Origin of the sequence: Streptomyces sp. NPDC050528 (assembly GCF_044457795.1) — a bacterium.
Lineage (GTDB): Bacteria > Actinomycetota > Actinomycetes > Streptomycetales > Streptomycetaceae > Streptomyces.
On the sequence record NZ_JBITHH010000017.1, the window covers coordinates 1 to 19,872 of the forward strand.

Here is a 19,872-nt window from a genome sequence, read left to right on the forward strand (position 1 = left end):
CGCATCAACGTCCTGTTCGCGATGCTCCGCGACGGCACCTTCTACGAACCCAGAACCCCACGCCTCGCTTGACGAAAGACATAGAGGCACCCCCCCCCGGCCCCCTACTTCCCCTCAGGCGACCGAGGCGGACTGACCGTCGTCCTCGGCGGACGCCGTTGCGACGACGTCCGCACGATCAGTTCCGTCGGTATCACCTGCTCGATCGGCAGGTCGGACTCAACCCCCTCGATCGCGTCGATGAGGAGCTGCACCACCGCCGTACCGATCCGCCGCGGCTTCAGCGACAGCGTCGTGATCGGCGGCTCGGTGTTCGCGTACACCGTGGACTCGCTGCAGCACACGAGCAGCAGATCCTCCGGCACCCGCATCCCGTACCGCCGCGCCGCCGCCAGCAGATCCGTGCCGTTGGGGTCGAACAGGCCGTAGACCGCGTCGGGCCGGTCGGGACGGGCGAGCAATCGGTCGGCGGCGACGGCCCCCGCGCACGGATCGTGCGCCGGATACGACTCGTACACCGGATCCTGGCCCACCCGCTCGCACCACCGGAGGTACGCCGTGGTCGAGAGGTGCGTGTACGTGTCCGTGCTCGTGCCCGTGAGCAGGCCGATCCGGCGGGCGCCGGCGTCGGCCAGGTGGTCCAGGATGCCCAGGACCGCGGCCTCGTGATCGTTGTCCACCCACGCGGTCACCGGGAGCGAACCGGCCGGGCGGCCGTCGGAGACGACCGGTAAACCCTGCCGGACCAGCTCGCTGACCACCGGGTCCTGGTCGGACGGGTCGATGACGACCGTGCCGTCCAGGGCGACGTTCGACCACACGTCGTGGCGCGAGGTCGCGGGGAGGATCACGAGGGCGTAGCCGCGGGCGAGCGCGGCCGACGTGGCCGCCCGCGCCATCTCGGCGAAGTACGCGAACTCGGTGAAGGTGAAAGGTTCATCCCCGTACGTCGTCACGGTCAGGCCGATGAGGCCCGACTTGCCGGTACGGAGTGTGCGAGCCGCCGCGGAGGGCCGATAGCCCAGCCGGTCGGCGACTTCTCGGACATGGCGTCGGGTGGCGTCCGGGAGCCGGCCCTTGCCGTTGAGGGCGTCGGAGACGGTCGTGATGGAGACTCCGGCCGCGGCGGCCACGTCTCTGATTCCCGCCCGGCCCGGCCGGCTTCCTCGACGAGAGGTTTCCGCGCGGCTCACCTGGTGCTTCCCTGCTGCTGTCATGGCGAGCCGATAGTAGGGCTCATGCGGTGGGGTAGTGCGGACGCATATGCACGCGTTGACAGGCACGTTTCTGCAAGGTCAGAAAGGGTCAACTACCATAGAAACAAAGTCAGTTAAACGATGCAATGGCATTACGTGACTTGTCGGCGCGCATGGGCCTGCCAACCCCCCCATGTTTCGAAGAGGTCTCAACTCACCTGCACGAGGGATGCGCGCCACGGCGCGAGCTACCGGCGCATAGATATATGTACAGTGCGCCCCCGGTTCGTACGCCTTCGTATCCTGTTGCCCCTGATGCGGGTGTGACACGTGGGGCGATGCCGACGGGTGACCTGGCAGGGATCCGGCATCGATTCGGCAGCGACCCGGCGACTGCTCGCGCGGACACCCGAGGTCGCTCACCCGCACCGGACCTGTACGCCCCGGCGTCGAATCCTCATAAGGTGAGCAGTATTGATAGCCGGTGGTGCCGGTGGTGGTCACAAGGAGGACTGCGGTGAGCGAGACGAGCCCGAAGCTGCGCGCCGAGCTGGAGGGTATCCCCACCTACAAGCCGGGCAAGCCTGCCTCGGCGGACGGTCCGGTGGCCTACAAGCTGTCCTCCAACGAGAACCCGTACCCCCCGCTGCCCGGCGTGATGGAGAGCGTCACCGCGGCGGCCCAGAACTTCAACCGGTACCCCGACATGGCGTGCACCGGCCTGATGAACGAGCTGGCGGAACGGTTCGGCGTCCCCGTCTCCCACCTGGCCACCGGCACCGGCTCGGTCGGCGTCGCCCAGCAGCTGATCCAGGCGACCGCGGGCCCCGGCGACGAGGTCATGTACGCCTGGCGTTCCTTCGAGGCGTACCCGATCATCACGCGGATCAGCGGCGCCACGGCCGTGCAGGTCCCGCTGACCCCGGGCGACGTGCACGACCTGGACGCGATGGCCGACGCCATCACCGGCCGCACCCGGCTGATCTTCGTCTGCAACCCCAACAACCCGACGGGCACGGTCGTCCGCCGGGCCGAACTGGAGCGCTTCCTCGACCGGGTGCCCGGCGATGTGCTCGTCGTACTGGACGAGGCCTACCGCGAGTTCATCCGCGACATGGAGGTGCCGGACGGCGTCCAGCTCTACCGCGACCGCCCGAACGTCTGCGTCCTGCGCACCTTCTCCAAGGCGTACGGCCTCGCCGGCCTGCGGGTCGGTTTCGCGATCGCCCACGAGCCGGTGGCGGCGGCGCTGCGCAAGACGGCCGTGCCCTTCGGCGTGAGCCAGCTCGCGCAGGACGCGGCGATCGCCTCGCTGCGCGCCGAGGACGAACTGCTCGGCCGCGTCGGCTCGTTGGTCGGCGAGCGCACCCGTGTGGTCGACACCCTGCGCGCCCAGGGCTGGACGGTCCCGGAGACCCAGGCCAACTTCGTGTGGCTACGACTGGGGGAGCGCACGCTGGACTTCGCGGCGGCCTGCGACCAGGCGGGCGTGGTGGTGCGGCCGTTCGCGGGCGAGGGCGTGCGGATCACGATCGGTGAGACCGAGGGGAACGACATCTTCCTGAAGGTGACGGAGGGGTTCCGCAAGGAGCTGTGAACAGCCGGTACGTGAGCTTGCGGGGCGTCTTGGTTCCACGTGAAACCAAGACGCCCCGCGCTATGGGCCGACCGGCCTCGGCTGGTGTGACGTACGGGACCCTCTTAGGGACCCCCCGCCCATCACGCATCGAACGGCTATGCGTCATAATTCCTTGTGAATGTGAACGCGTTCACAAGCGTGTCCCGGTTGCTCCAATGATGTGTGTGACAAAAGGGGCAAACTGCCGCTGTACCACGGCGACGTAAGGAGACTGACGACGTGGAATTGGCTCTGGCGCCGGAGACACTGGCGCGATGGCAGTTCGGCATCACCACCGTCTACCACTTCCTGTTCGTCCCCCTGACGATCTCGCTCGCCGCTCTCACGGCCGGGCTGCAGACCGCATGGGTGCGCACGGAGAAGGAGAAGTACCTCAGGGCCACCAAGTTCTGGGGCAAGCTCTTCCTGATCAACATCGCCATGGGCGTCGTCACGGGCATCGTGCAGGAGTTCCAGTTCGGCATGAACTGGTCCGCCTACTCGCGGTTCGTGGGTGACATCTTCGGTGCCCCGCTCGCCTTCGAGGCGCTGATCGCGTTCTTCTTCGAGTCCACCTTCATCGGGCTGTGGATCTTCGGCTGGGACAAGCTGCCCAAACGGATCCACCTGGCCTGCATCTGGATGGTCTCGATCGGCACGATCCTGTCGGCGTACTTCATCCTCGCGGCCAACTCGTGGATGCAGCATCCCGTCGGCTACAAGATCAACAAGGCGAAGGGCCGTGCCGAACTCACCGACTTCTGGCACGTGCTGACCCAGAACACCGCGCTCGCGCAGGCCTTCCACACGCTCTCCGCGTCCTTCCTGACCGGCGGCGCGTTCATGGTCGGCATCGCGGCCTTCCACCTGTTCCGCAAGAAGCACATCGCGGTGATGAAGAGCTCGCTGCGGCTGGGCCTGATCACCGTCGCCATCGCGGGCCTGCTCACCGCCGTCAGCGGTGACACCCTCGGCAAGGTCATGTTCAAGCAGCAGCCCATGAAGATGGCCGCCGCCGAGGCCCTGTGGGACGGCCAGAACTCCGCGCCGTTCTCGATCTTCGCCTACGGAGACGTCAGCAAGGGTCACAACTCCGTCGAGCTGTCGATCCCCGGGATACTGTCCTTCCTCGCCGACGACGACTTCAGCTCGTACGTCCCCGGCATCAACGACACCAACAAGGCCGAGCAGGCCAAGTACGGTCCCGGCGACTACCGGCCCATCATCCCGGTCACCTTCTGGGCGTTCCGCTGGATGATCGGCTTCGGGATGGCGTCCTTCGCCATCGGCCTGGCCGGACTCTGGCTGACCCGCAAGAAGTTCATGCTGCCCCAGCACCTGAGGGTCGGCGAGGACGAAGTACCGAACGTGGTCCTCTTCAAGAACAAGGCCCTCGGCCCGAAACTCACCAAGCTCTACTGGCTGGTGTCGATCTGGACCCTCGGCTTCCCCCTGATCGCCAACTCCTGGGGCTGGATCTTCACCGAGATGGGCCGCCAGCCCTGGGTCGTCTACGGCCTCTTCCAGACCCGTGACGCCGTCTCCCCCAGCGTCTCCCAGGGCGAGGTCCTCACCTCGATGATCGTCTTCACCTCGCTCTACGCGATCCTCGCCGTCATCGAGGTCAAGCTGCTCGCGAAGTACGTCAAGGCCGGCCCGCCCGAACTCACCGAGGCCGACCTCAACCCGCCCACGAAGATCGGCGGCGACTCCCAGGACGCCGACAAGCCGATGGCCTTCTCCTACTAGGCCGAGGGAGCTGCACAGTCATGGAACTGCACGACGTCTGGTTCGTCCTCATCGCCGTCCTGTGGACCGGCTACTTCTTCCTGGAGGGCTTCGACTTCGGGGTCGGCATCCTCACCAAGCTGCTCGCCCGCGACCGCACCGAGAAGCGGGTGCTGATCAACACGATCGGCCCGGTCTGGGACGGCAACGAGGTCTGGCTCCTCTCGGCCGGCGGCGCGACCTTCGCCGCCTTCCCCGAGTGGTACGCCACCCTCTTCTCCGGCTTCTACCTCGCCCTGCTGATCATCCTGGTCTGCCTGATCGTCCGGGGCGTCGCCTTCGAGTACCGGGCGAAGCGGCCCGAGGAGAACTGGCAGCGCAACTGGGAGACCGCGATCTTCTGGACCTCGCTGCTCCCCGCGTTCCTGTGGGGCGTGGCCTTCGGCAACATCGTCCGGGGCGTGAAGATCGACAAGAACTTCGAGTACGCGGGCAACTTCTGGGACTTGCTCAACCCGTATTCGATCCTCGGCGGCCTGGTCACCCTCACGCTCTTCACCTTCCACGGTGCGGTGTTCACGGCCCTCAAGACGGTCGGGGACATCCGGACCCGGGCGCGGAAGCTGGCCCTTCAAGTCGGTCTCGTCACCGCCCTGTTGGCGCTGGCCTTCCTGATCTGGACCCAGGTCGACAGTGGTGACGGCAGGAGTCTGGTCGCGCTGATCGTGGCCGTCGTCGCTCTCGTCGCGGCGTTGGTGGCGATCCAACTCGGCCGTGAGGGCTGGTCGTTCGCGTTCTCCGGGGTCACCATCGTGGCGGCCGTGGCGATGCTCTTCCTGTCGCTCTTCCCGAACGTCATGCCGTCCTCGCTCAACCCGGACTGGAGCCTCACGGTCACCAACGCCTCGTCGAGCCCGTACACCCTGAAGATCATGACCTGGTGTGCGGGGATCGCCACGCCGATTGTGCTGCTCTACCAGGGCTGGACGTACTGGGTGTTCCGCAAGCGGATCGGCACGCAGCACATCGCCGAAGCCGCGCACTGAGTCCAAGCGTTGAGTCCAGCGCAGGGCATGTTTCACGTGAAACATGCCCTGTTGGGACCCCTTGAGAAAAGGGTGTGTTTCACGTGAAACCGATCGACCCACGTCTGCTCCGCTACGCTCGCGCCACCCGCCTCTTCCTGATGGCGGTCGTCGGCCTGGGTGCTGTCGGTGCGTTGCTGGTCATCGCCCAGGCGATGCTCATCGCCGAGGTCGTGGTCGGTGCCTTCCAGCACCGGATGTCCGTCGGTGAACTCGGCACTCCCCTGCTGCTGTTGGCGACGGTAGCCGTCGGTCGCGCCCTGGTCTCCTGGCTCACCGAACTCGCCGCCCACCGCGCCAGCGCCGCCGTGAAGTCGGAGCTACGGCGACGGCTGCTGGAGCGTTCCGTGGAGCTGGGCCCCGGCTGGCTGAGCGGGCAGCGGACCGGTTCGCTGGTCGCCCTCGCCACCCGGGGTGTCGACGCCCTCGACGACTACTTCTCGCGCTACCTCCCGCAGTTGGGCCTCGCGATCGTCGTCCCGGTGGCGGTGCTGGCGCGGATCGTTACCGAGGACTGGGTCTCGGCGGCGATCATCGTCGGCACGCTGCCGCTCATCCCGCTCTTCATGGTGATGATCGGCTGGGCCACGCAGTCCCGGATGGACCGCCAATGGCAGTTGCTGTCCCGACTCTCCGGGCACTTCCTGGACGTGGTCGCCGGACTGCCGACCCTGAAGGTGTTCGGCCGAGCCAAGGCGCAGGCCGACTCGATCCGCCGCATCACCGGCGAGTACCGCCAGGCGACCATGCGGACCCTGCGGATCGCCTTCGTCTCCTCCTTCGCCCTGGAACTCCTCGCCACCCTCTCCGTGGCCCTGGTCGCCGTCACGATCGGCATGCGCCTCGTCCACGGCGACATGGACCTCTACGTCGGTCTCGTCGTCCTCGTCCTGGCCCCCGAGGCGTATCTGCCGCTGCGCCAGGTGGGCGCCCAGTACCACGCGGCGGCGGAGGGCCTCGCGGCCGCCGAGGAGATCTTCTCGGTACTGGAGACACCGGTACCGTCCTCCGGCACCACCGAAGTCCCCTCAGACGCCCTGGCTTTCGAAGGCGTGACGGTCCGCTATCCCGGACGCTCCGTGGACGCCGTGTCGGACGTGTCCTTCACTGTGGAACCTGGAGAGACGGTCGCCCTCGTCGGTCCGAGCGGCTCGGGCAAGTCCACTTTGCTGAACGCCCTGTTGGGGTTCGTCCGGCCCGCCGAAGGCCGGGTACTGGTCGGGGGAGTCGATCTCACCGACGTGGACCTGGAGCAGTGGCGGTCGCGGATCGCCTGGGTGCCGCAACGCCCGCAGCTGTACGCCGGGACGATCGCCGAGAACGTCCGGCTCGCCCGTCCCGACGCCGACGACACCGCCGTACGGCGGGCGTTGGCCGACGCGGGTGCCCTGGACTTCGTGGACGCGTTGCCCGAGGGCATCGAGAGCGTGCTCGGCGAGGACGGGGCCGGACTGTCCGCCGGGCAGCGGCAACGGCTCGCTCTCGCCCGGGCCTTCCTCGCCGACCGGCCCGTGCTGCTCCTCGACGAACCGACGGCCGCGCTGGACGGAGCGACCGAGGCCGAAGTGGTGGAAGCGGTACGGCGGTTGGCGATCGGACGGACGGTCCTGCTCGTGGTGCACCGGCCGGCGCTGCTGGCGGTGGCGGACCGGGTGGTGCGGGTTACGGAGGGCGTGGCTGCGGTGCACGCGGAGACCGGGTCGACGCTCGCCGATAGGGACCGAGTCTCGCCGGAGGAACCGGTCAGCTCTGTAGCCCTCGACGAGCCCGAGACCCAGCTCGCGGCGCACGCAGGAGGCGTGTTGGCCCGCGTCCGTGCCATGTCCGGCGCCCGGCGTGGACGTCTCGCCCTGGCGTTGCTGCTCGGAAGTCTCGCGCTCGGCAGCGCAGTTGGGCTCATGGCCACGTCCGGGTGGCTGATCTCGCGGGCCTCGCAGCAGCCGCCCGTGCTGTACCTGATGGTGGCCGTGACGGCGACCCGGACCTTCGGGATCGGGCGGGCCGTGTTCCGGTACGCGGAGCGGCTCGTGTCGCACGACGCGGTGCTGCGGATGCTGGCCGACACCCGGGTCGCCGTCTACCGGCGACTTGAGCGACTCGCGCCCGCCGGGCTTCGCGACACGCGCCGGGGTGATCTGCTGTCCCGGCTCGTCGCCGACGTGGACGCACTCCAGGACTACTGGCTGCGCTGGCTGCTCCCCGCCGGAGTCGCGGTCACCGTCTCCGCCGTGACCGTCGGTTTCACGGCCTGGCTGCTGCCCGAGGCCGGTGCCGTTCTCGCGGTCGGCCTCCTCGCGGCCGGTGCCGGCGTCCCCCTCGTGACCGGCGCCGTGGCCCGCCGTGCCGAACGCAGGCTGGCCCCCGCCCGTGGAGCACTGGCCACCCGCGTGACCGAACTGCTCACCGGAACCGCCGAGTTGACGGTCGCCGGTGCCCTGCCCGCCCGTACCGCCGAGGCCAAGCGGGCCGACACCACACTCACCCGGATCGCCTCTCGCGCAGCCACCGCCACCGCCCTCGGTGACGGCCTCACCGCGCTGATCTCAGGCCTGACGGTCGCCGCCACCGCGCTCGTGGCCGCCCAGGCCGTCGCCGCGGGACGGCTCAGCGGCGTGTTGACGGCAGTCGTCGTCCTCACCCCGCTCGCCGCCTTCGAGGCCGTCCTCGGACTGCCCCTCGCCGTGCAGTACCGGCAGCGGGTCCGCAAGAGCGCCGAGCGCGTGTACGAGGTACTGGACGCCCCCGAGCCCGTACGCGAACCGGAGCGGCCCCGCCAGGCGCCGGCGACACCGTTCCCACTCGTCGTACAGGGACTGGCCGCGCGGCACACCGGACAGGACCGGGACGCCCTCGCCGGGCTCGACCTGACCTTGGAGAAGGGTCGCCGGGTCGCCGTGGTCGGGTCCTCCGGGTCCGGCAAGACGACCCTCGCGCAGGTCTTGCTGCGGTTCCTCGACGCGGACGCCGGCACGTACACGCTGGCCGGGGTGGACGCGTACGCCCTGGCCGGCGACGACGTACGACGGCTGGTCGGGCTGTGTGCGCAGGACGCGCACCTCTTCGACAGTTCGGTGCGCGAGAACCTGCTGCTCGCGAAGAAGGACGCGACCGAGGACGAACTGCGGGCCGCTCTGGAGCGGGCCCGGCTGCTCGACTGGGCCGACGGGCTGCCCGAGGGGCTGGACACGTTGGTCGGTGAGCACGGGGCGCGGCTGTCCGGTGGACAGCGGCAGCGGCTGGCGCTCGCTCGTGCGCTGCTCGCCGACTTCCCCGTCCTCGTGCTCGACGAGCCCGCCGAGCACCTGGACCTGGCCACCGCCGACGCGCTCACCGCCGATCTGCTGGCCGCCACGGAGGGCCGTACGACCCTGCTCATCACGCACCGGCTCGCGGGTCTGGAGGACGTGGACGAGGTGATCGTGCTGGACGAGGGGCGGGTGGTGCAGCGGGGGCCGTTCGCCGGACTGGCGTCGGTGGAGGGGCCGTTGCGGGAGATGGCGGAGCGGGAGGCGGAGTCGGAGCTGTTGGTGTCGGCCGGTTAGAGGTCCGGTGGCCGGTCCGCTCGACTTTCCGTGACAAAGGGGACTAATTAGGCTCGGGGTATGTCAGCCGCCGCGCGCCCCGGTCCCCCGTCGTCCGCCCCGGGAATGTCGGCCGAACTGGCCGTCCGCGTCCCGCAGTTGCTGGAGGCCATGCGGTCCGTGGGGAGCGGGCTCGAACTGCACTCCACGCTGGAGCGCATCTGCGAGGCCGCCGCCGCGCTGACGGACGCGCGGTACGCGGGGATCGGGGTCATCGACGAGGACGGCGAGGCGCTCGCCGACTTCGTCTTCCACGGTGTCGGCGCGGAGACCGCGCGGCGCATCGGACGGTTGCCCGACGGGCACACAGGCCTGCTCGGCGCGCTCATCCGGGAGCCCGATCCGGTACGGCTGACGGATGTGACCGAGGATCCGCGGTCCTGGGGTTTCCCCGAGCACCATCCGAGGATGCGCGCCTTCCTCGGCGTTCCCATCCGCGTCTCGGGGGAGGTCTTCGGGAACCTCTATCTGGGCGAGAAACGCGGCGGGGAGCCCTTCAACGACTACGACGTCAGCATGGTCCGGGTGCTGGCGACCGAGGCGGGCATCGCCATCGGCAACGCCCGGTTGTACGAGGCAGCCAAGCAGCGCGAGCGGTGGATCGACGGGTCGGTGGCCGTCACGACCGCCCTGCTGTCCGGCGGGGACGCCGAGGAGGCGCTGCAGGTCGTCGCGGAACGGGCCCGCCGGCTCTCCGGTTCGGCGGCCGGGATCGTGCTGCTGCCCGCCGCCGAGGGCGGCATGGAGATCGTCGCCGTGGCCTCGGAACAGCCGTCGGACCAACTCGGCAGGGTCGTCCCGCCGGACAGCGAGATCATCGCCCAACTCCTCGCCGGACAGCCGGTGTTCGTGGCGGACGCGGCCACCGATCCGCGCATGATCAGCGCCCTCGCGCGCGCGTACGGGCCGATCATGCTGCTGCCGCTGCAGAGCGGCGGGCGGGTCCTGGGGGCCCTCGTCACGCCTCGCGCGCGGGGCGAGCGGCCGTTCACGGAGGCGGAACGCACCCTCGCGATCCAGTTCGCCTCGCAGGCCGCGCTCGCGCTGATGATGGCCGAGGCACAGCGCGACCGGGAGCGGCTCGCGGTGTACGAGGACCGCGACCGGATCGCCCGTGACCTGCACGACCTCGTCATCCAACGGCTGTTCGCGACCGGGATGATGCTGGAGAGCGCCCAGCGCGGGTCGCCCGTCCCCGAGGTGCGGCACGGTGTGGGCAACGCCGTCGACGAACTCGACGTCACCATCCAGGAGATCCGCACCGCGATCTTCGCGCTCCAGCAGGGCCCCGCCGAGGCGCCCTCCGGGCTGCGCACACGCGTGCTGCGGGAGATCAACATGGCGGCCGTGCCGCTCGGCTTCAAACCCGCGCACCGTTTCGTCGGCGCGGTCGACACGACGGTCGGCGATCTCACCGGCAAGAACCTCATCGCGGCCCTGCGCGAGGCGCTCTCCAACGCGTTCCGGCATGCGGCGGCGACCCGGATCGAGGTCGTCGTCGACGCGACCGCGACCCTGCCGGACGGCCGCCCCGGCGTACGGCTCACCGTCGCGGACGACGGCGTCGGCATCCCGGCGGGCGGCCGGCGCAGCGGCCTGAAGAACCTCAAACGCCGGGCCGAATCCCTGGGCGGCGACAGCTGGTACGGGCCGGGCATCGGCGAGGACGGCGGCGGCACGACGGTGGTGTGGCAGGCACCGCACTGAGCACAGGCGGCCCCGTCATCACCAGCTCCCGCTCAGCCGTTCGCAGCAACGCGTCCCCCATGCGTACGACTTGAACAGGGCCCTCGTCCCCCGCCCGGGTCACGATCGCTGACATGCGCTCATCTCGCCGTCACCCGCTGCTCGTTCCGGTGCTGCTGTGCGCGCTCGCCGTGCTGGCGGCCCGCCCCGGCGACGACGACACCCACTCGGCCTCCGGTGCCAGTGCCGAGGTGGCGCGGCTGTACCAGGACGCGGCCGTCGCGGCCCAGCGGTACGAGGCGGGGCGGCAGGAGGCCGACGCGCAACGTGATCGGGCCCAGCGCGTTGAGGCTCAACTGGACGGCGAACGGCGGGAGATCGCGCGGCTGCACGAGGACCTGGGCCGGATCGCCCGCGCCCAGTACCGCAGTGGCGGCGGTGTCCCGATGGCGGCCCGGATCATCCTCGCGGACAGCCCCGAGGATCTGATGCGCGATCAGCACGTCTTCTCCCAGGCGGATCTCGCCGTCGGCAACGCGCTCGGCAGAAGCCACCGGGCCGAGGTACGGCTCGCCGCCGACGAGGCGAAGGCCGCGTCGGCCTGGCGGACCCTGGAGAAGCGGAACGCCGAACTCGCCGACCTCAAGCAGGGCATCCAGCGGAAACTCGACGAGGCACGCGGCCAGTTGCAGGGCCAGGCGGACGCCTCGGTCGCGGCGGGCAGTTGCCGGGGCGCCGTCCGTCTCGACCAGCCGCCGACCCACGTCACCGACTCGTGGGTCGCGCCGGTGGAGACGGTCGAACTGTCCGCGGGCTTCGGCAGCGGCGGTTCCCGCTGGGCGAACCGCCACACCGGCCAGGACTTCGCAGTGCCCATCGGCACGCCGGTGCGCGCGGCCGGCGCGGGCCGGGTGGTGCGGGTGTCCTGCGGAGGGGCCTTCGGCATCGCGATCGTCATCGAGCACCCGGGCGGCTACTACACGCAGTACGCCCACCTCGCCGCCGTCACCGTCGACCAGGGCGACCGGGTCACCACCGGCCAGTGGATCGCCCAGTCCGGCACGACCGGCAACTCCACCGGCCCGCATCTGCACTTCGAGGTACGGGTCACCCCGGACATGGGATCGGCGATCGATCCCCTGCCCTGGCTGGCCCAGCGGGGCGTACAGATCGGCTGAGCCTCCGACGGGTAAGGACCGCGCTCCAGGACAGTGCTCGTTACGGCCGCTCTGTCAGCATCCGCTCGATGACGACCGCGACACCGTCCTCGTTGTTGTCGACGGTCCGTCCGGAGGCCGCGGCGAGTACGGCGGGGTGCGCGTTGCCCATGGCGTACGACTGCCCGGCCCAGGTGAGCATCTCGACGTCGTTCGGCATGTCCCCGAAGGCGACGACCTCCTCGGGCGCGATACCGCGCTCCGCACAGCACAGGGCGAGGGTGCTGGCCTTGGAGACGCCGGGCCCGCTGATCTCCAGCAGGGCGCTGGGGCTGGAGCGGGTGACGTTCGCGCGGTCGCCGAGGGCGAGGCGGGCGACGTTCAGGAAGACGTCAGGGTCCAGCTCGGGGTGGAACGCGAGGATCTTCAGTACCGGCTCGTCGGCGCCCGGGGCGTCCGGCGCGAGGAGTTTCTCGGCGGTGGCGAGGTTGTCCGGGATCTCCATGTGCAGCTTCGGATACGCCGGCTCCTGGTAGAAGCCGTAGGTCTGCTCGATCGCGTACACGGTGCCGGGCGCGGCCTCGCGGACCAGGCGGACGGCGTCGAGGGCGTTCTCCCGGGCCAGTTCGCGGACCTTCACGAAGCGGTGGGCGCCGGGGCCGCCGTGCAGGTCGACCACGGCGGCGCCGTTGCCGCAGATCGCCAGGCCGTGGCCGTGGACGTGGTCGCTGACGACGTCCATCCAGCGGGCCGGGCGGCCGGTGACGAAGAAGACCTCGATACCCGCCTCCTCGGCCGCCGCCAGGGCGGACACCGTGCGGGGGGACACCGACTTGTCGTCGCGCAGCAGAGTGCCGTCCAGGTCGGTGGCGATCAGCCGTGGCGGGACGGCGGAAGCCGGGGTCTCGGGCTGTCGAGTAGCTGAGGTCACCGGGCCATTCTCCCGCATATGCCCGCACGGCTGTGCGGGTGTGTGCACAGGTGAGTGGATACCGCCCCTACCAGGGCCGTTGTGCTCCACGGTCCTGGCACGGGCCCGGGTACCGGCTCAGCGGAGCTGGCTCGGCGCCTCCATGGCGATCTGCTCGAAGACCTTCTCGTCGGCGGCGAAGTCGGAGTCCGGGATCGGCCAGTGGATCACGATGTCGGTGAAGCCCAGTTCCTGGTGCCGGCCCGCGAAGTCGACGAAGGCGTCGAGGGACTCCAGCGGACGGCCGCGGTCCGGGGTGAAACCGGTGAGCAGGATCTTGTCGATCCCGGCCACGTCCCGGCCGATCGCCGCGCAGGCGTCGGCCAGCTTCTCGGCCTGCCCGCGGATGGCGTGAACCGACTGCTCGGAGGTTCCGTTGTCGAACAGCTTGGGGTCGCCGGTGGTCACCCACGCCTGCCCGTACTGAGCGGCGAGCTTCAGCCCACGGGGCCCGGTGGCCGCCACCGCGAAGGGCAGCCGGGGTCGCTGCACACAGCCCGGGATGTTGCGTGCCTCGTGCGCCGAGTAGAAGTCCCCCACGTACGACACCGAGTCCTCGGTGAGCAGCCGGTCCAGCAGCGGGACGAACTCCCCGAGCCGGTCGGCACGCTCACGCGGGGTCCACGGCTCCTGCCCGAGTGCGGTGGCGTCGAACCCGGTACCACCCGCGCCGATGCCCAGCGTCACCCGGCCGTCCGAGACGTCGTCGAGGGTGATGAGGTCCTTGGCGAGGGTCACCGGGTGCCGGAAATTCGGCGAGGTCACGAGGGTGCCCAGCCGCATCCGCTCGGTGACGGCCGCAGCGGCGGTCAGCGTCGGTACGGCACCGAACCACGGGCCGTCCCGGAAGGTGCGCCAGGACAGGTGATCGTAGGTGTAAGCGGTGTGGAAGCCGAGTTGCTCCGCGCGCTGCCAGGACTTGCGGCTCCCCTCGTTCCAGCGGAGGTACGGGAGGATCACGGTGCTCAGACGCAGGTTCATGGTTTCCAGGCTAGGCGGCTGTCCGTGTTTCACGTGAAACCGTCACCGTATGCGGCTGTTGAGCCACGGGGTGAGGGTGATCATCGAGATCCACTCCTGGTGCGTCCGGTCGCCGGGCAGCGGGACGACCAGGCGGCAACTGGGCGGAAAAGTCCGGGTCTTGACGTAGGCGAGGCCGTCGAAGACCGAGCGGACGAAGGCGGCGACGTCGTCGCGGTCGACGTCCGGGCAGTCGATGCTGTCGACCGTGATCAGGGCGTCGTCCTCCGGGTAGAGCCGCACGCTCACCTGCGGCAGTCCGCCGAACTCGACGAAGGCCTCGTGCGGGAGCGAACCGTCCGGGTCGGTGGTGACGCCGAAACCCGCGGAGGTGCGGCGCGAGGTCTGGTCGGCGCCGATGTCATGGGTGACCTCGATCTCCCGCGCGTACTCCGCCGCGATGGCGCGGAGGGCGGTGACAGCGGCCTCGGTGCTGTGGAAGTGGTCCATACCACTGATCATGCCCGGGGTGGTGCGGCCGGGGCCATACCGAGGCGGCACTTCTCGACCGCTCGGGCGGTGCAGGGTCAGTGCGCCTCGGGAAACCGCAGGTACCGCACGGGTACGGCCTCCGTGAGCCACACCCCGTTCTCGCTGACCCGGAAGACGTGACCGTCCTTGTGCATGGCCCCCGCGTCCACGGAGAGCACGACGGGCCGGCCGCGGCGGGCGCCGACACGGGTCGCCGTCTCCCGGTCGGCGGAGAGGTGGACGGCGTGCCGGTTCATGGGCCGGAGCCCTTCGGCCCGGATCGCGTCCAGGTTGCGGGCGACCGTGCCGTGGAAGAGGTACGGCGGCGGGGTGGCCGGGGGCAGTCCCAGGTCGACCTCGATGCTGTGGCCCTGGCTGGCGCGGATCCGGGTGCCCTCGACCGCGAAGCGGCGCTTGTCGTTCGTGGCCACCACATGGTCGAGTTCCTCGCGGGTGAACCGGAACCCGTTCGCGGCACAGGCGGCGATCAGCGTGTCGATCTCGACCCAGCCGGCCTCGTCGAGCGTGAGCCCGATCCGCTCGGGCTGGTGACGCAGATGCTTGGAGAGGTACTTCGACACCTTCACGGTGCGTCTTTCATCCATCCGGTCAGCATGACGGGAGAGACGTGGATCACGCATTTTATTTTGCGGCCGATGTTTGATCCACAACCAACTGTAGTTATCCACAGGGGAATTGGCGTTTCTGTGGATAACTCCCTGTCATGTCAGCCCTGTTCGTCAAGATCAGCTGGGGGCCCACCCCTTGGCATGAGCGCATCCAACGCCCTTGCCCGCAGCTCCCGTTCAGCCGCCAACGCGATGAACTTGGCCGCCCTCGCCGGACCAACCAACCCCTCCACGGCCCGCATTGTCGTCTCGGGCACAGCCACGGAACGTGACGAGGACCCGGATCGCGAAGGCTCCGCCGTACCGAGGTGCCGGCGCAGCGACCGGTTGGCGAACAGGCGCATCGCGCGGGCGAGTTCGGCGTCCACCGTCTGCTGCGCGAGGGGCCGCAGCCGTCGTACGAGAGAGGCCGCCTCGGTGGCGTCCGCGTCCGTCGGAGGGTGCGAACCGTCGAGGTAGCGGGCGAAGACGTGCTCGGTGGTGAACTCCAGGAAACGGGCGGCGATGTGCTCGACCTGCACCCTCAACTCCCTTAGGTGGGACGAGATCGCGGGCAGCGGGACCCCGGAGGCGTACAACTCGACGGCCACCGCCAGCTCTTGGGGGCTCGGGACGAGGAAGGAGTCGGGGTCTCCGGGGACCGGCTCCAGGACGCCGAGTTCGACGGCCTCGGCGACGGCCGCGTCGTCCGGGCTGCCGCCGAAGCGCTGCTCCAGCTCGGCGCGCGAGATCCGGACCGCCTGCTCGTCGGTCCACGGCCCGTCGACCTCGGCGGCCAGCCCGAGCACCCCGCCCAGCCCCCGGCCCGCGTCCCAGGCGTCCAGCAACTCCTTGATGGAGGCCAGACCGTAGCCGCGGTCGAGCAGGTCCGCGATCTGCCGGAGCCGGGCGAGATGGACGTCGGCGTACACATTGGCCCGGCCGCGCCGCTCGGGGCGGGGGAGCAGACCGCGGTCCTGGTAGGCACGGATCGTCCGGACGGTGGCACCGCTGAGCTGCGCGAGGTCCTCGATGCGGTAGGCGACCTCGTGGGGGCCCGACCCCGACCCGGAGTTCACGCAGCCCCCGCCCGTGCCGCCGGTGAGCGCTTCAGGTACTCCACCGCCCGGCTCAACGACCCCTCCCGCGACGGATGGTAGGAGCGCCGCAGATAACGCGGGACGGCCGCACCGAGGGAACGCCAGGTGGGCAACAGGCCTTTGCGTACGGCCTTGTTGTGTTCGGCGAGCGAGTAGCGGATGCGGCCCGCGAGTTGGGGGTCGTGGCGGATCAGGTAGGCCGTGCCCCAGGCCCACAGGGAGAGCATCACGGGCGCCGTGACCGCCATGCCGGCGACGCGGCGGGCGTAGCGGGGGAGGCCGTGGCCGCCGCAGTGCTGGAACATGTCGTAGGCCACCGCGCGGTGTTCGACCTCCTCGGCGCCGTGCCAGCGCAGCAGGTCGAGCATGATCGCGTCGGCGCCGGACCGGTCGAGGGCGTCGGCGGCCAGGATCCAGTCGCCGAGGACCGCCGTGAACTGTTCGATCGCCGCGACGACCGCCAGCCGGAAGCGCAGCCACTCCCGTTCCGGCAACGGCGCGCCGAGCGGCGGGCGTTCGCCGAGGAGCCGTTCGAAGAGGAAGTCGACGTGCCGGGTGAAGGCGGCGGTGTCGAGCCGCTGGGCCGCGAGATGGTCCAGCACGTGCGCGTGCTGGACGCTGTGGGTGGCCTCCTGGCCCATGAACCCCTTGACGTCCGCGAGGAGTTGGGGGTCCCTGACCAGTGGCAGGCCCTCCTTGAAGACCTTCACGAACCACCGCTCCCCCGCCGGCAGCAGCAGATGCAGCACGTTGACGACGTGGGTGGCGGTCGGCTCGTCCGGTATCCAGTGCAGGGGCGTGCGCGACCAGTCGAAGGAGACCCGGCGCGGGGCGATCGCGTGCCGCTCGCTCTCGGAGGTCACAGCGGCGGCTCCAGGCGGGCCATCGCGCGCAACGCGCGCGGGGCGAACCGGGACATGAGATGGGCGCCGTGCGCCTCCGGGGTGACGGGCACGACGGCCTCGTTGCGGACGACGGCCCGCAGGATCGCGTCGGCGACCTTCTCCGGCGGGTAGTTGCGCAGCCCGTAGAGGCGCGTCGACTTCTTCTGGCGTCGTTTCTCCTCGGCGGCGTCGACCCCGGCGAAGTGTGCGGTCGCGGTGATGTTGGTGTTGACGAGGCCGGGGCATATCGCCGAGACGCCGATCCCCTGCCCGGAGAGTTCCGCGCGCAGGCACTCGCTGAGCATCAGCACGGCCGCCTTGGAGGTGCTGTAGGCGGGGAGTGCCTTGGAGGGCTGGAAGGCCGCCGCCGACGCCGTGTTGACGATGTGGCCGCCCTGGCCGCGCTCGGCCATCTGTTTCCCGAAGAGGCGGCAGCCGTGGATCACGCCCCACAGGTTGACGTCCAGGACCTTCTTCCAGTCCTCCGGGGTGGTGTCGAAGAAGGAACCGGAGAGTCCGATTCCGGCGTTGTTCACCAGGACATCGACCACGCCGTACTCGGCGGCGACCTTCGCGGCGAGCTTCTCCATGGCCTGCTCGTCGGAGACGTCGACCGTCTCCGCCCAGGCCTCGGGGGCGCCGATCAGCCGGGCCAGCTCGGCGGTGCGGGCGGCACTTTCCGTGTCCCGGTCGACGGCCACCACGCGCGCGCCGGACTCGGCGAAGGCGAACACCGTGGCCCGCCCGATGCCGCTGCCCGCGCCCGTGACCAGCACGAGCTGTCCGCCGAACCGCTCGACGTACTTGCCGGTCGCCGGCGTCGACCTGGGGCGCTCGCCCTCATGGGTGGTGATGAACTCCGTGATCCAGGACGCCAGTTGGTCGGGGCGGGTGCGCGGGATCCAGTGCTTGGCCGGGAGCGTGTGGCGTACCGCCCCCGGTGCCCACAGCTCCAGTTCGTCGTAGAGCTTCTCGGAGAGGAACGCGTCCCCCAGGGGTGTGACGAGCTGCACGGGCGCGTGCGCGTACGCGTCGGGGCGTGGCCTGCGCAGCCTGGCCCGGACGTTGTCGCGGTACAGCCAGGCGCCGTGGGCCGCGTCCAGGGGAAGGGACGACGTCGGGTAGTCCCCGCGGGGGATCTTCTCGACGCGTTCCAGGATCCTCGGCCAGCGTTTGCCCAGGGGGCCGCGCCAGGCGAGTTCGGGCAGCACGGGCGTGTGCAGCAGGTACACGTACCAGGACTTGGCGCCCTGGCCGAGGAGTTGGCCGACGCGGCGCGGGGTGGGCCGGGTCAGGCGTTTGTTGATCCAGTGCCCGAAGTGGTCGAGGGACGGCCCGGACATCGAGGTGAAGGAGGCGATCCGGCCCACCGTGCGCTCGACGGTGACGAACTCCCAGGACTGCACCGAGCCCCAGTCGTGCCCCACGAGGTGCACGGGCCGGTCCGGGCTGACCGCGTCCGCGACCGCCAGGAAGTCGTCCGTGAGCTTCTCCAGGGTGAACCCGCCCCGCAGCGGCTGCGGGGCCGTCGAGCGGCCGTGGCCCCGGACGTCGTAGAGGACGACGTGGAAGCGGTCCGCGAGGCGGGACGCGACCTCGGACCACACCTCCTTGCTGTCGGGGTAGCCGTGCACCAGGACGACCGTGGGGCGCGAGGGGTCCCCCAACTCGGCCACGCACAGCTCGACTCCGCCGGTCCGCACCCAGCGCTCGCGCGCACCCTCAAGCGTCACTTGTCCTCCGCCCAGCGCCGCACGTGCGGCAGATCGTCGTCGAGCCAGAAGGCGCTCTGTTCGGGGTCCCTGGAGTCGGTGACGACCAGGATCTCCTCGAACTTGGCGCCCGTGCCCCGGAATCCGAGGTGCGGTTCGACCGCCCACAGGCCCGGGTGCGGGGGATGGTCGGAGAAGCGGTACGGCGACCAGAGCGGTGACCAGCCGTCGCGGTGGCCGTGCAGCGCGTCGCTCGCCAGGCCCTTCAGGGACTGCGTGCCGAACCCGAACAGCCGGGGGGACCAAGGGCGTTCGGCGACCCGGTCGACCTTGTGGGCGATCACGCCGAAGGGGTAGGCGCGGTGCCGGTTGGCGTATCCCTGGCGGACCATGAGGCGGTCCACGTCCTCGTAGATCTCGCGCAGCGGGCGCCGCTCGCGCACCTCGCGCAGGAGCAGCGCGCGGTGTGCCTCCAGGTCGGCCATCAGCCTGGCCTGCACCGGGTTGGCGCCCAGGGAGCCCGAGTAGCCGATGTCGGCCGTGAAGCCCTTGTACACGGGGGCCATGTCCAGGATGAACGGCATCCCGGGCTCCAGCCGGCGGCCCGTGGGGAAGAACTGCAGCGGCACCCGGAAGTTGGTGAACGCCGTGCGGTCGCCGAACCAGGCGAAGGGCAGATGGAACCAGTCGCTCACGCCCCGCGCGCGCAGCCACGACCGCTGCATCCGCGCCGCGTCGCGCTCGCTCACCCCGGGCTCCAGCCGGGCCGCGACGGCCTCGGCGCACTCGTACGCCAGCCGCTGGACCTCTCTGAACCCCCGCAATTCCTGGGAGAGTTCGCGTGTCACCGCCGTAGTCATGCCACCGCCCCACCTGTCCACACCGACTGCGGTACGTGCTCGTAACTTGACACTCGTGAATGTGACAGTTGTTAGAGGCTCCGTCAATAGGGGTGATCTCTACCTGTGGATAACTGCGAGGGTGACGCTGGGTAGCTCTCAAGCAGGGGATCCCCTACGGACCCGTACGTCTGGAGTCTGACGTGAGGACAGCTCT

Annotated in this window: 15 protein-coding genes; 6 read left to right on the forward strand and 9 right to left on the reverse strand. The window is 70.1% G+C overall.

Annotated elements, in window-relative coordinates; translation table 11 throughout:
* Positions 1-104 precede the first annotated feature (104 nt).
* Entirely contained in the window at positions 105-1,217 is a 1,113-nt protein-coding gene (locus tag ACIBK4_RS42825) for a LacI family DNA-binding transcriptional regulator (RefSeq protein ID WP_328830358.1), read from the reverse strand.
* Between the two features lie 496 nt (positions 1,218-1,713).
* On the opposite strand from ACIBK4_RS42825, the gene hisC reads away from it, so the two are divergent.
* From hisC to ACIBK4_RS42855, 6 genes are all read left to right on the forward strand, one after another.
* The gene (gene hisC / locus ACIBK4_RS42830; RefSeq protein WP_399004269.1) at positions 1,714-2,793 is read left to right on the forward strand and encodes a histidinol-phosphate transaminase; all 1,080 of its coding nucleotides are present in this window, start codon (positions 1,714-1,716) and stop codon (positions 2,791-2,793) included.
* Positions 2,794-3,054: 261 nt separating this feature from the next.
* Positions 3,055-4,563 (forward strand): cytochrome ubiquinol oxidase subunit I, encoded by a 1,509-nt coding sequence (locus ACIBK4_RS42835; protein ID WP_399004271.1) that lies wholly within the window; start codon positions 3,055-3,057, stop codon positions 4,561-4,563.
* 20 nt (positions 4,564-4,583) lie between these two features.
* Entirely contained in the window at positions 4,584-5,588 is a 1,005-nt protein-coding gene (gene cydB, locus ACIBK4_RS42840; protein WP_399004273.1) for a cytochrome d ubiquinol oxidase subunit II, read from the forward strand.
* 83 nt (positions 5,589-5,671) lie between these two features.
* A complete protein-coding gene (gene cydD, locus ACIBK4_RS42845) occupies positions 5,672-9,169 on the forward strand; it encodes a thiol reductant ABC exporter subunit CydD (RefSeq protein ID WP_399004275.1) in 3,498 nt (1,165 codons plus the stop codon).
* Positions 9,170-9,229: 60 nt separating this feature from the next.
* Positions 9,230-10,915 (forward strand): GAF domain-containing protein, encoded by a 1,686-nt coding sequence (locus ACIBK4_RS42850; RefSeq protein WP_399004277.1) that lies wholly within the window; start codon positions 9,230-9,232, stop codon positions 10,913-10,915.
* 113 nt (positions 10,916-11,028) lie between these two features.
* Entirely contained in the window at positions 11,029-12,072 is a 1,044-nt protein-coding gene (locus ACIBK4_RS42855) for a peptidoglycan DD-metalloendopeptidase family protein (protein WP_399004279.1), read from the forward strand.
* A 40-nt stretch (positions 12,073-12,112) separates the two neighbouring features.
* On the opposite strand, the gene ACIBK4_RS42860 is transcribed toward ACIBK4_RS42855, so the two are convergent.
* From ACIBK4_RS42860 to ACIBK4_RS42895, 8 genes are all read right to left on the reverse strand, one after another.
* Complete coding sequence (locus ACIBK4_RS42860) at positions 12,113-13,000, reverse strand: Cof-type HAD-IIB family hydrolase (RefSeq protein WP_399004646.1); 888 nt, start codon at positions 12,998-13,000, stop codon at positions 12,113-12,115.
* A gap of 99 nt (positions 13,001-13,099) precedes the next feature.
* The gene (locus ACIBK4_RS42865) at positions 13,100-14,002 is read right to left on the reverse strand and encodes an LLM class flavin-dependent oxidoreductase (RefSeq protein ID WP_399004281.1); all 903 of its coding nucleotides are present in this window, start codon (positions 14,000-14,002) and stop codon (positions 13,100-13,102) included.
* A gap of 42 nt (positions 14,003-14,044) precedes the next feature.
* A complete protein-coding gene (locus tag ACIBK4_RS42870) occupies positions 14,045-14,503 on the reverse strand; it encodes a hypothetical protein (RefSeq protein WP_399004283.1) in 459 nt (152 codons plus the stop codon).
* A gap of 65 nt (positions 14,504-14,568) precedes the next feature.
* Entirely contained in the window at positions 14,569-15,117 is a 549-nt protein-coding gene (locus ACIBK4_RS42875; RefSeq protein ID WP_399004285.1) for an RNA 2'-phosphotransferase, read from the reverse strand.
* Positions 15,118-15,239: 122 nt separating this feature from the next.
* A complete protein-coding gene (locus ACIBK4_RS42880; RefSeq protein WP_399004287.1) occupies positions 15,240-16,199 on the reverse strand; it encodes a MerR family transcriptional regulator in 960 nt (319 codons plus the stop codon).
* Entirely contained in the window at positions 16,196-17,083 is an 888-nt protein-coding gene (locus ACIBK4_RS42885; protein WP_399004289.1) for a metal-dependent hydrolase, read from the reverse strand. Before ACIBK4_RS42885 ends, ACIBK4_RS42880 begins: the two co-directional genes overlap by 4 nt.
* A complete protein-coding gene (locus tag ACIBK4_RS42890; protein WP_399004291.1) occupies positions 17,080-18,837 on the reverse strand; it encodes an SDR family oxidoreductase in 1,758 nt (585 codons plus the stop codon). The genes ACIBK4_RS42885 and ACIBK4_RS42890 overlap by 4 nt, the downstream gene beginning before the upstream one ends.
* A complete protein-coding gene (locus tag ACIBK4_RS42895) occupies positions 18,834-19,676 on the reverse strand; it encodes a M24 family metallopeptidase (protein ID WP_399004293.1) in 843 nt (280 codons plus the stop codon). Before ACIBK4_RS42895 ends, ACIBK4_RS42890 begins: the two co-directional genes overlap by 4 nt.
* Positions 19,677-19,872: the final 196 nt, after the last annotated feature.

What these genes read in the sequence shown, in the direction of transcription:
- cydB (WP_399004273.1), top strand. Translation starts at nt 4,584, where the DNA reads ATGGAACTGCACGACGTCTGGTTCGTCCTCATCGCCGTCCTGTGGACC.
- ACIBK4_RS42870 (WP_399004283.1), bottom strand. Translation starts at nt 14,503, where the DNA reads ATGATCAGTGGTATGGACCACTTCCACAGCACCGAGGCCGCTGTCACC.
- ACIBK4_RS42825 (WP_328830358.1), bottom strand. Translation starts at nt 1,217, where the DNA reads ATGACAGCAGCAGGGAAGCACCAGGTGAGCCGCGCGGAAACCTCTCGT.
- ACIBK4_RS42895 (WP_399004293.1), bottom strand. Translation starts at nt 19,676, where the DNA reads ATGACTACGGCGGTGACACGCGAACTCTCCCAGGAATTGCGGGGGTTC.
- ACIBK4_RS42860 (WP_399004646.1), bottom strand. Translation starts at nt 13,000, where the DNA reads ATGCGGGAGAATGGCCCGGTGACCTCAGCTACTCGACAGCCCGAGACC.
- ACIBK4_RS42875 (WP_399004285.1), bottom strand. Translation starts at nt 15,117, where the DNA reads ATGGATGAAAGACGCACCGTGAAGGTGTCGAAGTACCTCTCCAAGCAT.
- ACIBK4_RS42865 (WP_399004281.1), bottom strand. Translation starts at nt 14,002, where the DNA reads ATGAACCTGCGTCTGAGCACCGTGATCCTCCCGTACCTCCGCTGGAAC.
- ACIBK4_RS42850 (WP_399004277.1), top strand. Translation starts at nt 9,230, where the DNA reads ATGTCAGCCGCCGCGCGCCCCGGTCCCCCGTCGTCCGCCCCGGGAATG.
- ACIBK4_RS42855 (WP_399004279.1), top strand. Translation starts at nt 11,029, where the DNA reads ATGCGCTCATCTCGCCGTCACCCGCTGCTCGTTCCGGTGCTGCTGTGC.